Source organism: Paenarthrobacter sp. 10L420, from assembly GCF_056395385.1.
The window spans coordinates 338028-351867 of the sequence record NZ_JBFTJK010000001.1 but is presented as its reverse complement, the minus strand read 5'-3'; the positions used below and the strand labels follow the sequence as shown (position 1 = coordinate 351867).

The window sequence follows — 13840 nt, the reverse complement described above, 5'->3', positions numbered from 1 at the left end:
AACGATATAGCGGGTTTCCCACGTCGATCCATCCACGCCGGACGTGCCTTCTATCTCTCGAGCCCGATCTCCTCGGGGTGCCGCGCAACCAGGCTCCCGAGCAGACGGAGAGCGTGGTCAGTGGCGGAGCCGGGTTCGGCTGTGAAACCGACTAATTGGAGGCCCGGATCGGTCATCAGTTGCATGGCCTCGTAGCTGAGATCCAGGTCGCCCACGTCCGGGTGGTGGAAGAGCTTCTTGCCGGCCAGGTGTATCCGCACGTCGTGGGCTTCCCAAAGCGCAGCGAACTCGCTGCTGCCGTTGATGAGTTCTTCAATGAGGTTCCGGAGGGCACGATCGGACGGAACGCGACCTGATTCAGCGCGGAGCAGGGCGACAACTTGCTCCGACGAATCGTTCCACTCGCGGTAGGCCAGCTTGGCTCGGGGATTCAGGAAGAGGAAACGCGCGAAGTTCACCGGCTCGGTGGGTTCCGCATACATTTCGGAGAACAGAGCGCGCCCCAGGGCGTTGCTCGCGAGGACGTCCATCCGGCCATTCTGGATGATTGCAGGGAATGTCATCGCGTCCAGTAGCTGCCGGGTGCCCGGGCGGATCTGATGGGTTCGGGACGCGGGCTTTCGTTGCGGCGTCCTCGCACCCCTGTTCGCGGCACGAACCAGATCATACAAGTGGGCGTGCTCGGCGTCGTCGAGCTTAAGCGCACGACTGATCCCGTCAAGGATCGCGTCGGATATCCCTGATGCGTTGCCCCGTTCCAGCCGCACGTAATACTCAACGCTCATCCCGGCGAGCAGCGCGACTTCTTCGCGGCGAAGCCCGGGCACACGACGACGACCTCCGAAGTCCGGCAATCCCGCTTCCGCCGGGGTCAGCCGCGACCGGCGCGAAATGAGGAATTCGCGAATGTTGGCGGCGGTGGTCATGCTCCAAATGTACGTCAGCGGCTTCCCCGTAGGGGGGCCCGCTTATTAACCCTATAAAGCGGGTCTGCCTCCGGTTCGCGCGTACTCCTTTACTGGATCTATCACGTCAACGGGACGACAACGAGCCAGCCCACACAACAAAAGGACCACAAATACTATGAAAACCGCACGCCTCGGAGGCCTGGAAGTCTCCGCCATCGGGCTGGGGGCCATGACGATGGCTGGCATCTACACCAGCGAAGGCTCGCTGGATAACGCGGAGTCGATCCGCACCATCCATCGCGCTCTTGATCTCGGGGTCACCCACATCGACACGGCCGAGATCTACGGGCCATTCCTGAGCGAGGAGATCGTCGGCCAGGCGATCAAGGGACGTCGCGACCAGGTCAAGATCGCGACGAAGTTCGGCTTGGTATCCCACGTCGACGGCGGCCCTGGAGTCACGGACAGCAGTGCAGCCAATGTGAAAGCCGCGGTGGAAGGCTCCCTCAAGCGCCTCGGAACAGATCACATTGACCTCTACTACCAGCACCGCGTCGACAAGACTACGCCGATCGAAGAAACTGCAGGCGCTGTTGCGGACCTGATCGCCGAGGGCAAAGTTCTGCACTTCGGGCTATCAGAAGCCTCGCCGGAGACCATCCGCACGGCACACGCTGTCCAGCCGGTCACTGCATTGCAGACGGAGTACTCGCTGTGGACCCGAGACGTGGAGGAGGAGATCTTGCCACTGCTGCGTGAGCTCGGCATTGGCTTCGTCCCCTACTCACCGCTTGGTCACGGCCTGCTGACCGGTCAGATCCGCTCGGTGGATGACTTCGCCGACGACGACTGGCGCAAGACCAACCCACGCTTCATGGGCGCGAACTTCCGCCGGAACCTCGCGATCGTCGAGGAAGTGAAGGCAATCGGTGCCGAGATCGGAGCCACGCCAGCACAAACTGCCCTCGCCTGGCTACTGACGCGAGGCGACGACATCGCCCCGATCCCCGGAACCCGTCGTGTTTCACGGGTCGAGGAAAACACGGCCGCCGCTGGCATCAAACTCACGGACCATCAAGTGGAGCGGCTGAACTCGCTCCAACCAGCCGCGGGCGAACGCCATGACGAAGCCAACATGGCCTCGATCGACAGCTGAATCCTGACCCCCCCAACGCACGACGTCGGCCTGCCGCCTACTCGGGGAGGGTCAACTCCCACGCGTTGGCAGTTGCGCCGGCGGGCAGGGTGAGCTGCCACTCCTCGCCAGGCGCCGGGTAGGCGCGAAGCGTCGTCGCCACGGAACCCGTGCGGTAGACCTCCACGAGGGAAGCGTCGATGAAGATCCGGAGCTCCTCCCCTGGAGCCAATGAACCCGAGTAGACCACTTGCCGGTTGTCCCCCGAGCCATCTGAAGCCGAAACGAGCACCAGCTCCACAACGCCGGAAGACTCAGCACCAGAAGGCACTCCACCGGAAGACTCAGCACCACCCGTCACGAGCACCTCGGCAAACGCGGGAACCACCACCGAGCCCGCAGCATCCGCAGCAAGGGCAGCCCCCTCAACAACAGCAGCACCCCTGTAAGCCAACACCTCGGGCGCCGGGGAAACAGCCAGTGCCCCGTCAACCACGGACAGAACGCGAGGATGGGTCAGCACACCCGACCATCCGGCGTCGTCGATTTCTTCCTCGGTGCGGCCCCGGCGACCATCCCGACCCGGACCTTCGTTAGCCCACCCCCACAACAACGCAGCAGGCGAAGAAGCAGAGGAACCATAAGAAAGCTGCACAATCTGCGGTGCATAGAAGTCGCGCCCGAGATCCGATTTCCCACCGGAGGACGCCACAAACACAGGCAACCCGGAGACAGGATCCGAAGCCAGGGAACCGATCAGATGCCCAACCCCGTTGGCGTGCTCGTGGTCGTCGCCGGAGAGCCAGAGCGAGAACATCATTACCCACGCAGCGGCCCCGGAGGAAGAAGGCACCTGCACCAGCTGCGGGCACTCCCAAATCTCCGCCGGCGTATGAACTGCAGCGACGGGATCAGCAGAGGTCAGCCAAATCCCTTGGTACTTCCAGTCGTCAAGGGACTCAACTGTGTACAGCAGCAAAGCGGCGCGCCCATCGGATAGACCCGCTCCCTGGATGGCGTATCGAGCACCGTTGAAGTGGAAGATGAACGGATCGCGCACGGCTGTGACCAGAGGATCGGAGGGCATGGACGCGGCGAGGTGGCCCGTCTGCTCCCAAGTCACCAAGTCGGAAGAACCACGGGCAATCACCACCTGGGAATGGCCGCCGTGGTCCTGGACACCCGAATAGCAAGCGGTGGGCACCCCACCATCAGAGGTCACCACACCCGTCCAGCAGCCCGCGGAATCGGGACCGCCCGGCTGGGGCGAAAGCCCAACAGGGTGTTCTTCCCAATGGACCAAATCCGCAGAACTCACATGTCCCCACTGGATCTGTGAGTGCCGCGCAGACGAGGGGTTGTACTGGAAGAAGACGTGGTACCGGCCGTTGATGTAGCTGATGCCGTTGGGATCGTTGATCCAGCCTTGGGCCGGGCGCGGGTGGAAGCGGGGGAAAGCCGGATCCGGGTGCGTCGAAGCAGACAACAGGGAATCAGAAACTGCAAGGTCCATCAATTGGAACCCTTTCAATCAGAGTAGTTACTTGCCCGTTCCAGCGGTGAGTCCGTCCTGCAGTGCGCGCTGGCCGAACATGAACACCACCAGCGCGGGAATCATGGAGAGGACGACGCCTGCCAGCACCACGGAGATGCTGCCGGTGCCGAGGTTGCCCTGCAGCGATACCAGGCCCAGGGGCAATGTGAAGTTTTGCTCGGAGATAGTCATGATGAGTGGTCTGAAGAACTCGTTCCAGTGGAAGTTGAACGCCAGGATGCCCACGATCGCCAGCCCTGGCACAGCCAGTGGTGCATAGACGGATCGGAAGGTGCGCCACGGCGAGGCGCCGTCGATCGCCGCCGCTTCAGCGAGCTCACTGGGCAACCCCAGGAAGTACTGGCGCATCAGGAAGGTGCCGAACGCCGTCGGGATGGCAGGAATGATCAACGCGAGCAGCGTGTCCGAGAGCCCGACGCCGCGGATCAGCATGAACACCGGCACGATCGTCACTTGGGCGGGCACCATCATGGTGGCCAGCACGATGGAGAACAACGCGCCCCGTCCCCTAAAACGAAGGTGCGCGAACGCGTAACCAGCAAGGGCTGCGGTGAGCATCTGCCCAACCGCGATCAGCCCGGTGACCAGGGCACTGTTCAGCACCAGTCCCACGATGTTGAGTTGCTTGAACACCTGCTGGTAGGACGCCAGGTCCGGGTTCAGGGGCAGGAAGGCCGGCGGCAGTTTGAAGGATTCCGACGGCGGTCGCAGCGAGGTGGACAGCGTCCAGAGAACGGGGCCCAGGACAAAGACGGCCGCGATCAGCAAGGCGGCGACACGTCCGGCAACTGACCAGTCGCGCTTCTTGCGCGTAGCCACAGGCGCCGTGGTTTCAACACGTTCTGAGATGAGAGTCATGGCGGGCCTTACTGGTAGAAGACGAATCGTTTGCTGAGCCGGAACTGAGCGGCTGTGATGGCCATGATGATGAGCGTCAGGATCACACCGATCGCCGAGGCCTGCCCGAATTCGAGGCGTTGGAACGCGGACTCGAAGATCACCATGACGGCAGTACGCGTTGAGTCGCCGGGCCCGCCGCGTGTGAGCACGTAAGGCTGATCGAACACTTGGAGCGCGTTGATGATCGCCATCACCGATGCCACCAAGGTGGTGGGGCTCAGCAGGGGAAGCGTCACGTAGAAGTGCTTGCGCCAACCTGTAGCGCCATCGATCGACGCGGCTTCGTACGTCTCCACCGGGATCGAGGCCAGCCCACCAATGAACAGCAGGAAGGAGAATCCGAAGTTCTGCCATACATACACAAGAATCACGACGGCGGCCGAACCACCTGGCGTCGTAAGCCACGGCACCGCTGGGACACCAACGAGCGAGAGCAGCCAGTTCACCACGCCAAACTGCTCGTTGAAGAGATAGCGCATGAAGATGGACACCGAGGCTGCGGACAGGATCAGTGGGAAGAAGAACGCGGAGCGGAAGAACACCCTCAGCCAGGACGGGAGCTTCTCCTGCACCATGATCGCCAGGCCCAGCGCGAGTCCCAGCTGGAGGGCTACGGCCACGATGACGAACATGATGGTGTTGAGGAACGAGACTCGGACGGTCGGGTCCTGGACTACCTCGGCGAAGTTATCGAAGCCCACGAACGTCGGCGCGGAGATGATGTCCCAGCGGAAGAAGGCGAGCGCCACGGACGCGACGATTGGCAGCAGGGTGAAGATGCCCATGCCCACGATGGTCGGGGCAAGGAAGGCCCATGGCAGCCAGCGTTGTTGGACGCGGCCACGCTTGGAGGGCTGGCTGTGCTTGTGGGAGGCCTGACGGCCGCCCGGCTGCTTCCCGGTCCCGGTGGGGGTACTGGTTGCGGTGCTCATGGCTGCCTCCTCAGGGCCAGTTCAAGATCGCGCTGCATTGATTCGAGAGCCTGCTTGAGTTGGCGCTCGTCCCCGCTGACAGCCAGGGATACGTTCTTCATGAGGGCCGTTTCGACGGCGGCCTGCTGGGGTGGTGCCGGAATGGGACCTGTGGTGGGGAATTTGTCCAGGGTCTCGTAGAAGACTTTCCAGTTCCGTGGACCTGTGCCGGAGTAGAGCTTCTCGTTGACCATGGATCGGCGTGCGGGAGTGGTGTTCGGTGTGGGGAACACGATCTGCATGGCCTCTTTGCTGGAGCTGAACTTCACCCATTCCCAGGCTGCGTCCTTGTCCTTGGCGGTCTTCATGATCGCATAGCCCGCCGTGCCGAATTGGTGGCGCTGGGTACGCCATTTCGGGAAGAACTGGACGTCGAAGTCGTTCTCTGTCATCCCCGCCTCGTGGAGGCCTTGTACCCAATAGCCGCCCGCCGGCGTCGTACCGATCCTGTTGGAGGCGAAGAGACCGATCAGTGCGCCGCCGCCGCCTTCCTCGGGCCGGACACCAAGTCCGTCCTTGACCAGGCCGCGGAGGTAGTCGAAGGATTCGAAGACGCGGGGGTCGTCCGCGTTGGGTTCGAGCCACTGGTAGCCGCCGGAGCGGAGGCTGCGCGAGGGATCGTTGGCGTAGAAACCGTCCCAGAGCCATTCGCCGCCGGTGGACTTGGTTTCCTTGAGGAAGCTGGTCTCGTTGGCGTAGAGCCACGGCACCACTCCACCGAAGAGGCGGTTGGTCCAGTAGTACGGCGTGAAGTCCTGCGGCTTGGCCTTCTTCATCGCAGCGAGGATGCTGCGGAAGTCCATGTGCGTCCAGTCGTCGGCGGGGCGTTCCAAGCCGGCCTGACGGAGTGACGCGGTGTTGTAGTACATGTTGGCGGCGTTCCAGTCGATGGGGAGCTGGAACAGGCTGCCTTTGTACATGAAGGCTTCCACCAGGCTGGGGTGGACGTCTTCGAAGTACTCCTTCATGTGGTCGGCGTCGCGGCGCAGGTACTCGTCCAGCGGATGGGCCAGTTTCTCGGCGAAGAGCTGGGCACCTTCCGTGGCCACGTAAACAACGTCCGGCGGTGTGCCTGCTGCCACCATGGTGAGGATCTTGGTGAAGAAGTCCTTCCAGTCCACGGCCTGGATGGCTTGGACCTTGACCTTGATCTCGGGGTGGACTTTGGCGAAGGCGTCGATGACCTTCTGGCGGGCCGCGGCGTCAGCGGCGGTGCCCATGATGGCGATACTGAGGCTGTTGTCTCCCCGGCCAGGAATGTCTGTCCCGGTCAATCGCGGCCACGACGCCGCTGTTGCTCCGACTATCCCGGCACCGAGGGCTGTGAGGGCTGTTCTGCGTGTGAATTGTCGCAAAGCCCCGTTGGTTCCCGGCATGTAGATTTCCTTCCCTAACACGTGTCAGGTAGCCTATTCCTGCTACCTAACACGTGTCAATCGTCACGGGAATGTTGCACCAACCTCACCCCACCGCCCGGCCCTAACCGGAGGGCCGGAGCCACGTCATGATTCTTCGCCAAAGCATTATCCAGTTGAGTTAGGTTAGGTTTACCTTGTTACATAGTCTTTCGTGACTACCCAACCGGATGTTGCCCGAATCTCGTTCGCCACCAACCTGGCGTCGTTCGGCGACCGCACCGCCATCAACACTGGGCACAGCTCCATCAGCTACCGCGACCTAGCCGCGCGCGTAGAGGACATGGCACGCCAACTCGGCCCTGAGCGCCGTCTCATTGCCCTTGAAGCCGACAACACGTTGCCGTCGTTGACCATGTATCTCGCGGCCCTGGCATCGGGCCATCCGCTGCTGATCCTGCCGGTCGGCGGCGGAAAAGCAGCCGAAACACTCATTGCCGCCTACGATCCAGACGTCATTGCGCGGTCCTCCAACGGCGAGCCTGTCCTGGACGTGCGCCGCCATGAGACGGCACACCAACTGCACCCGGACCTGGCACTTTTGGTGAGCACTTCGGGCTCCACAGGCTCGCCGAAACTCGTTCGCCTTTCCGCGGCTTCCATCCAGGCGAACGCAGAGGCCATCGCACAGTACCTGCACCTGCGTCCCAGCGATATTGCCGCCACGACACTTCCCCTCTCCTATTGCTACGGGATGAGCGTGGTGAACAGCCATTTGCTGGTGGGCGCATCTTTGGCATTGACAGACCTCTCCGTAGTGGATCCATGTTTTTGGGTCCTGGTCCGTACCGAGTGCGTGACCTCGTTCGCTGCCGTCCCCTACACTTTCGAGCTTCTGGACCGTGTTGGATTCGAGCACATGGATGTTCCGAGCCTGCGCTACATCACCCAGGCTGGAGGTCGTCTGGCTCCCGTGCGCGTCCGATCCTATGCAGAGTTGGGCCGCGAGCGCGGCTGGGACCTTTTCGTCATGTACGGGCAGACCGAGGCCACAGCCCGCATGGCGTACTTGCCACCGGATCTGGCGGCGGAGCACCCGCATGCCATCGGCGTCGCGATTCCCGGAGGAGAATTCCGGCTCGAACCAGTGCCGGGCCTGGATGACTCGGAGCTCGTCTACACCGGGCCAAACGTCATGCTGGGATACGCCGAGAAGCCCGAAGACCTGGCCCTTGGCCGGGAAATCACCGAGCTCCACACCGGTGACCTTGCCCGGCTCGGACCTAATGAACTCTATGAGATTGTGGGCAGGCGCAGCCGCTTCGTGAAGATCGTTGGGCTCCGCGTTGACCTGGGACGTGTTGAGCGACTCCTTGCAGACCTTGGCCTCACCGCCGCTGCCGCTGGTTCAGACGATGTAGTGGTTGTAGCAGTGGAAGGCCACCACGATCTTGCCTTGGTCGCCAAGAGCCTTGCGCAGGACCTGGGCGTCCCTCGTGCGGCCGTTGAACTGCATGCGGTGCCCGACATTCCACGGCTCGGCAATGGGAAGCCTGACTATCCGGCCATCCTTGCTTTGTCTGCGCAGACTGAGCCAGAGCAGCCGGAGACCCACCCCAGGACAGAAATCCCGGTGACAGAGACTGTGCTCGAGATCTTCGCAGAGGTCCTGGAACGCCCGGACATCACAGAGACTGACAGCTTCGTTTCCCTTGGCGGAGATTCGCTCTCCTACGTGGCGGCGTCGGTAAGGCTTGAGCGTGCACTTGGCCGCATCCCGCAAGGCTGGCACCTCATGCCCATTTGCGAGCTTGTCCCGGCACGTGAAGCCGAAGCCCACCCGGCCCACGAAACGGCGCGCGCCAAGGCACTTCTCCGTAACTGGCAGGGGAAGCTGAAGCTGACAGCACGCATGGAGACGGGAATCGTGCTGCGCGCGGTGGCCATCATTTTCATCGTGGCCACGCACATCAAGTTCTTCTCCTAGGAAGGCACCGCCCACGTGCTGATGGCGGTGGCCGGCTATAACTTTGCCCGCTTCCAACTAACGGGTTCCCGGCGGGAACGGCTCCGGAGGCAGTTGCGTGCTGTCGTGCGGATCGTCGTACCCAGCGTCCTGGTCATCGGCGTCGCGTTCGCCGTCACTGACGACTACGGCTGGCACAACGTGTTCTTGTTGAACTCAATCGTTGGTCCCCAGGGGTGGACGGATATGTCCCGCTTCTGGTTCGTCGAAGTGCTGGTTCATATCCTGATCGGGTTGGCTCTCCTGTTGGCCACACCAGCAGTGGACCGCGCGGCACGCAGATGGCCGTGGGCGTTTCCACTCGCCTTGGCCGCCATCGACCTCCTGCAGCGCTTCGACATCATCGAGCTGCCTTACCCTGGCCAAGGGCCTGTCCTGTGGTTGTTCGCCTTCGGATGGGCTGCAGCTGTTTCCCGGGAGTGGTGGCAACGCGCCGCCATGACCGCTTTCGCCCTACTCACGATCCCCGGGTCCTTCAGCAACGAACACCGCAGCGCGACCATCCTGGTAGGTTTCCTCATCCTTCTCTGGATTCCTACCTTGCCCGTGCCGCGCGGCCTGCACCGCATCACTGCCCTGCTGGCCAGCGCATCACTGTATATCTACGTCACGCACTGGCTGGTCTATCCGCTCTTTGAACAGACCCACAAAGGGTTGGCCCTCGCGGCATCAGTGCTGGTGGGCGTAGCCTACTGGGCTGCGGCGACGCGCGCCATGGGCAGCGTGGAGCGATGGCTGCATGACCGCCAAAGGCGGCGCCACTTCAATGCCTCCGGCCCGCGGCCGGATGGCGATTCCGGGTCGGACAGGTTTCCAGAGCCGGACAGGATTTCAGTGCTGGATGCGAGGATGCCGCAGCGATCGCGTGCTCGCGGATGAGTGTGAGAAGACCGGCCGTGCTCCCGAAAACGCCCTCCTGCGGCCGTCACGGCGGCCCCTCCGATTCGAGGAGGCCCCATCTTCCTCCTGGGAATGCGACGGAGCCAACAGCACCAGCGGCACAATGGTTATCCCCAGCCAGACAATCACAGCCAGCAACGCCAGCATCAGGCCTGTAGTAGGTTCCATAGGTTAAGAATAGGCGGATTCGCCCTTGACCATAAGGCACCTTATTGGTATACGCGCCGGTAGGTGCGCCGCGCCCGACGCGTCCTCACATGAGCCTTTCAGCGAACTGTGGCAGTCTTGATTCAATGAGTTCCCAGCAGTCCCGCCCCATAGCGATGTCCCCTGACCGGTCAGCACAAGGTCGCAAGCCCGGCGTCGGTACAGGACTGCTTTTTGGCTTGGGTACAGTCGCCAGCATCCTGGGCTTGGTGGTCACGTACTACTTCTTCGTGCGGACCACCATGGGCCAGTTCATCGACGAGTCCGCATTGGTTGAGGCCACTGAATTGAGCGGATCTGCGGGCAGGGCGTCCACCAAATTCCTGGATATGCTGCCCATCCTGTCACTGGCGATCGCTATCATCGTGGTGCTCTTCGTGACTGTGGCGCGTCGCCGTTGGACTGCCGCCGGAATTGCCGTGGCCGCCTGCATTGCCGCCAACCTGGCTACGCAGGTATTGAAGTTGTTTATCCCGGACAGGCCCGATCGCGGCGTCCAAACACTTGAACTCAATTCCCTCCCCTCTGGCCACACAACGTTGGCAGCCTCTGCTGCTGCTGCGGTTTTCCTCATGGTCTCGCCCCGCTGGCGACCCCTGGCAGGTTTCCTCGGCAGCACCTTCGCCGTGGCCACTGGGGTTTCGACACTCATCAACCAATGGCATCGGCCCTCCGACGTCGTAGCCGCCTTCCTCGTGGTGGGCGCCGTCATGCTTCCTGCCGGATGGCTGATCCTTCGCAGCGGGACCAGCTGGAACGTTTGGAAAGGCTACGGCGAGCACTGGGCAGCGTCACGACTCTGGGTATGGTTGACCGCCGTTGCCTTGCTCCTGGCAGCTATCGTCGCCGGCTACTCACTGCTCCAGGTCATGCCGGGACTCAGCCCGGACAGCACCGTTGACTACTTCTGGGCCGGGACTGCATTCATTGTGGTTGCCGGGTACCTGTCAGCCCTTGGCGGGACGTGGCTGTTCGGCCTGGCGGCCAGGAAGCGCTAAAGCACCAGGGAGTTAAGGCTCGACGGCGGCAGCTTACTTCCGCTCGATGTGCCGGGCCTGAGCTCGGATGAAGTCCCGATCCTCTTCCGTAAGCAAGGTGCCTCCGTGCCCGTCGACAGGGCTATCCTCACCCGTCTCGTTGTTGAGGATGGCCGTTTGGGTTCGTGGGATGATCATGCTTCCCGGATTATCGATAAGCCACTGCTGCGTTTCCGGTGAAAGTTGATTCCAGAATTCCTTGATGTGCATAGTAATCAGCGCCGCCCCTTCAATGGTTGAGTACATTCCCACACTGGGCAGATTCCCTCAGTGCGTCAAGCATATTTTTACGAGATTACAAACACCTTTACGGATTATTTCGGGGCTGCAACATCTTCGGTTTCAAACCCGGAAAAACTTGATCCAACCTTGAGCCAGCGCCGCATGGACCCTTGATCTGAGACCGCGAAAGTAATCGCAAGGCAGAAGCCACAACAACACGAAAGAAGGTCTCACGGTGAAAAACACAACAATGCTTAAAGGCGCAGCGGCACTGGCACTTGGTGGAGCGCTGCTCCTGGGTGGCGGAGGAACACTGGCTTGGTGGAACGCTTCGGATTCCGCGGCAGCAGGCACCATTGTCGCTGGCAACTTGAACGTCCAGGCCGCAACCGGCGTTTGGACCGACCGCGCAGGCAACCCGGTCAACCTCGCCACGTACCTGGTGGTTCCTGGCGATCTCCTGACCTACACACAGGATCTGGACGTCACCCTCACCGGCGACAAAATGGCAGCCAACCTCGTTGCCGCGAACACCGGTGCAGGCGCAGGATTCGATCCCTCCAACGTCACGGTTACGTCACCCAAGCTGACGGACGCTCACGGGGCCGTCATCGCCAACCCGCTCACCACTTCGCAGCATGTCACGGCGAGCATCACCTTCGAATTCAAGTCCAGCACCTCAACCCGCACGGACAACAACGCAAGCAGGAACCTGGGCAACGTATCCTTCACCCTGACACAGGTCCAGCAGTCCGGCCTCCAGTAGTCCTGCCCCGCAACAACTTCAACAGGAGTGTCAATGAGAATCCCCAGGAGCATCAAGACGGCTGGCCTTATGGTCGCGGCCGTGCTCCTGGGGCTCATGGCCGTCCAAGGTACGTACGCACTCTGGTCCGCTACCGCTGTTGCCCAGCCGGGCACGGTCAAAGCATCCAGTTTTACCGTCAACCTGACAGGGAACCCTTCCGGGTCCTCGGTGCCCATGACCGTCAATGACCAAGCGACCACGTTGGCACTGACCACGGCACAGGCGCCCCTGGCGGACCTGGCCCGCGGCAGCTCCGTTTACACGTCCATGGGAATCGGAAACGCCAGCGACGCCGGTGGGGTCTTTGACATCACCGTCACCGCTACGGCGCCTACTGTCAGCAACGTATCCGGGGGCACCATGGCCGGCTATCTCACTGTGACTGCCGCCAGCGCCGCGTCGAGCACCGCATGCTCATCGGCCAGCGGCTATCAGCCTTTGACCGGGGCAGGATTTACGACGCCGGCAATCGCCAAAGGTGCCACCTCCACCCTCTGCTTCAAGGTGACCTTGGACGCTGCCGCACCTTCCAGCGTCGAGGGAAATTCCGTCTCAATCACTCTTCCGCTGCACGCTCGTCAGAAATGTGGGGTTCCCAATGGTTGCGCCTAGTACCCTCGTAGATCGCAATAGCCTTGATGAGCTCGTGCTGGACACGACGATTGACACCACATTTGGCGAATCTGGCGCCGACGCGTCCGTCGCAGTCGAACCCGAAAATGGGGAACTGAAGGAAGCCGGCCGGCTTTCCTCAGAACGTTCTTCCAACGCACGGGTACTGGCCCGCATCGGCCGGGGACTCGGCGTCGTACTTCTTTCCCTTGCACTCCTGGCAGTCACGGTGCTGATCATGCTGCCCAGGGTGACCGGCTCGCAAACGTATTCCGTGCTGACCAACTCCATGGCACCGAAGTACGCACCTGGCACGTTCCTGGTTTCGCAGGCAGCGGACTTTGACGAATTGAAGCTCGGCGACGTGATTACGTACCAGATCGAATCGGGCAAGCCGGGTGTCATCACGCACAGGATCATTGCTTTCGGGTTCCTCCAGACGGGCGAGAAGACGCTCACCACCAAGGGCGACAACAACGACGTCGCGGATCCCCAGCCCGTTCGTGAGATCCAGGTGCGCGGCAAGTTGCTGTACGCCGTGCCGTTCGTGGGGTTCGTCGCGAACGCCTTGGGCAACAGCGACCGCTCACTGTGGCTGGCCGTGGGCGCGGCGGGTTTGATCGGTTACGGTGGGTTCACCATGTTCCGGGAAATCCGGGGCTCGCGAAAGGAAAGGCAGTCTGCGTGAAGCGGGGAACTGGCCCCTCGGCCAAAGCCTGGGCGGTTGGCCTTTTCTGCCTGACTATATTGGTGGGCATCGGTGGAACGTCCGCATTCGGGCTGTGGGAGCAGAGCTCCAACGCAACCATGACTGTTCGAGCCGCGGTTTCCACGCCAACGCCTACCCCCACACCAACCCCAACTCCCAGCGCGCCTGTCGTATTGACGTTGACCTGCACGCAGATAACTACGAGCACTGTCCGGATCAGCATCGCAGGTCTGAGTTCCCCCACGGTGATGACGGTCGGCGGCAAGATGAGCACCAGCAGCGTCTATGTCTCCATCCCTGTGCTGCCTCCGTCTGCAACTTTGGATTTGACGCCGAGCAGTCCCATCTTCGCCACCGCCATCCTTGACGGCCACAACCCTGAAGTCGACGTTCAGGTGACAGCGTTGCAAAACACTGGGACCACAGCCACGGGCGAGCTACGCCGTTTGAAGCTCTCCGGTAATGGAAAATTCCTGACCTGTCCGGTGTAGCGCG

12 protein-coding genes and 1 pseudogene are annotated in these 13840 nt (G+C 61.9%); 7 read left to right on the top strand and 6 right to left on the bottom strand.

Features of this window, described 5'->3' with window-relative positions; translation table 11 throughout:
* Positions 1-50: 50 nt before the first annotated feature.
* Entirely contained in the window at positions 51-926 is an 876-nt protein-coding gene (locus AC1DD5_RS01610; protein WP_442016512.1) for a helix-turn-helix domain-containing protein, read from the bottom strand.
* 157 nt (positions 927-1083) lie between these two features.
* On the opposite strand from AC1DD5_RS01610, the gene AC1DD5_RS01605 reads away from it, so the two are divergent.
* Entirely contained in the window at positions 1084-2064 is a 981-nt protein-coding gene (locus AC1DD5_RS01605) for an aldo/keto reductase (RefSeq protein WP_477520422.1), read from the top strand.
* A gap of 37 nt (positions 2065-2101) precedes the next feature.
* On the opposite strand, the gene AC1DD5_RS01600 is transcribed toward AC1DD5_RS01605, so the two are convergent.
* Genes AC1DD5_RS01600 through AC1DD5_RS01585 form a run of 4 tightly spaced genes read right to left on the bottom strand, consistent with a single transcriptional unit; the run spans position 2102 to position 6845 of the window.
* Entirely contained in the window at positions 2102-3559 is a 1458-nt protein-coding gene (locus AC1DD5_RS01600) for a glycoside hydrolase family 32 protein (protein ID WP_477520421.1), read from the bottom strand.
* A gap of 24 nt (positions 3560-3583) precedes the next feature.
* Complete coding sequence (locus AC1DD5_RS01595; RefSeq protein WP_477520420.1) at positions 3584-4456, bottom strand: carbohydrate ABC transporter permease; 873 nt, start codon at positions 4454-4456, stop codon at positions 3584-3586.
* Between the two features lie 8 nt (positions 4457-4464).
* Entirely contained in the window at positions 4465-5430 is a 966-nt protein-coding gene (locus tag AC1DD5_RS01590) for a carbohydrate ABC transporter permease (protein ID WP_477520419.1), read from the bottom strand.
* On the bottom strand, positions 5427-6845 hold the full coding sequence (locus AC1DD5_RS01585; RefSeq protein WP_477520418.1) for an ABC transporter substrate-binding protein: 1419 nt from the start codon (positions 6843-6845) through the stop codon (positions 5427-5429). Before AC1DD5_RS01585 ends, AC1DD5_RS01590 begins: the two co-directional genes overlap by 4 nt.
* 193 nt (positions 6846-7038) lie before the next feature.
* Between AC1DD5_RS01585 and AC1DD5_RS01580 the strand changes: the two are divergent.
* Positions 7039-9729 (top strand): annotated as a pseudogene (locus AC1DD5_RS01580) (AMP-binding protein).
* 314 nt (positions 9730-10043) lie between these two features.
* Positions 10044-10955, top strand: coding sequence for a phosphatase PAP2 family protein (locus tag AC1DD5_RS01575; RefSeq protein ID WP_442016519.1), 912 nt, complete (start codon positions 10044-10046; stop codon positions 10953-10955).
* A 33-nt stretch (positions 10956-10988) separates the two neighbouring features.
* Here AC1DD5_RS01575 and AC1DD5_RS01570 read toward each other — a convergent pair whose 3' ends face one another.
* Positions 10989-11240: a hypothetical protein gene (locus AC1DD5_RS01570; RefSeq protein WP_442016520.1), complete on the bottom strand. Its 252-nt coding sequence runs from the start codon at positions 11238-11240 to the stop codon at positions 10989-10991.
* A gap of 211 nt (positions 11241-11451) precedes the next feature.
* On the opposite strand from AC1DD5_RS01570, the gene AC1DD5_RS01565 reads away from it, so the two are divergent.
* Genes AC1DD5_RS01565 through AC1DD5_RS01550 form a run of 4 tightly spaced genes read left to right on the top strand, consistent with a single transcriptional unit; the run spans position 11452 to position 13836 of the window.
* A complete protein-coding gene (locus AC1DD5_RS01565) occupies positions 11452-11982 on the top strand; it encodes an alternate-type signal peptide domain-containing protein (protein ID WP_442016521.1) in 531 nt (176 codons plus the stop codon).
* Positions 11983-12015: 33 nt separating this feature from the next.
* Entirely contained in the window at positions 12016-12636 is a 621-nt protein-coding gene (locus tag AC1DD5_RS01560) for a SipW-dependent-type signal peptide-containing protein (protein WP_442016522.1), read from the top strand.
* Positions 12623-13324, top strand: a complete 702-nt coding sequence (locus tag AC1DD5_RS01555) for a signal peptidase I (RefSeq protein WP_442016523.1) — start codon at positions 12623-12625, stop codon at positions 13322-13324. Before AC1DD5_RS01560 ends, AC1DD5_RS01555 begins: the two co-directional genes overlap by 14 nt.
* Entirely contained in the window at positions 13321-13836 is a 516-nt protein-coding gene (locus AC1DD5_RS01550) for a hypothetical protein (protein ID WP_442016524.1), read from the top strand. The genes AC1DD5_RS01555 and AC1DD5_RS01550 overlap by 4 nt, the downstream gene beginning before the upstream one ends.
* The last annotated feature ends 4 nt before the right edge of the window (positions 13837-13840 follow it).

Excerpts from the sequence above, each read along its gene's own strand:
- AC1DD5_RS01575 (WP_442016519.1), top strand. The coding sequence starts at position 10,044 with ATGAGTTCCCAGCAGTCCCGCCCCATAGCGATGTCCCCTGACCGGTCA.
- AC1DD5_RS01585 (WP_477520418.1), bottom strand. The coding sequence starts at position 6,845 with ATGCCGGGAACCAACGGGGCTTTGCGACAATTCACACGCAGAACAGCC.
- AC1DD5_RS01595 (WP_477520420.1), bottom strand. The coding sequence starts at position 4,456 with ATGACTCTCATCTCAGAACGTGTTGAAACCACGGCGCCTGTGGCTACG.
- AC1DD5_RS01610 (WP_442016512.1), bottom strand. The coding sequence starts at position 926 with ATGACCACCGCCGCCAACATTCGCGAATTCCTCATTTCGCGCCGGTCG.
- AC1DD5_RS01555 (WP_442016523.1), top strand. The coding sequence starts at position 12,623 with ATGGTTGCGCCTAGTACCCTCGTAGATCGCAATAGCCTTGATGAGCTC.
- AC1DD5_RS01560 (WP_442016522.1), top strand. The coding sequence starts at position 12,016 with ATGAGAATCCCCAGGAGCATCAAGACGGCTGGCCTTATGGTCGCGGCC.
- AC1DD5_RS01605 (WP_477520422.1), top strand. The coding sequence starts at position 1,084 with ATGAAAACCGCACGCCTCGGAGGCCTGGAAGTCTCCGCCATCGGGCTG.
- AC1DD5_RS01590 (WP_477520419.1), bottom strand. The coding sequence starts at position 5,430 with ATGAGCACCGCAACCAGTACCCCCACCGGGACCGGGAAGCAGCCGGGC.
- AC1DD5_RS01570 (WP_442016520.1), bottom strand. The coding sequence starts at position 11,240 with ATGTACTCAACCATTGAAGGGGCGGCGCTGATTACTATGCACATCAAG.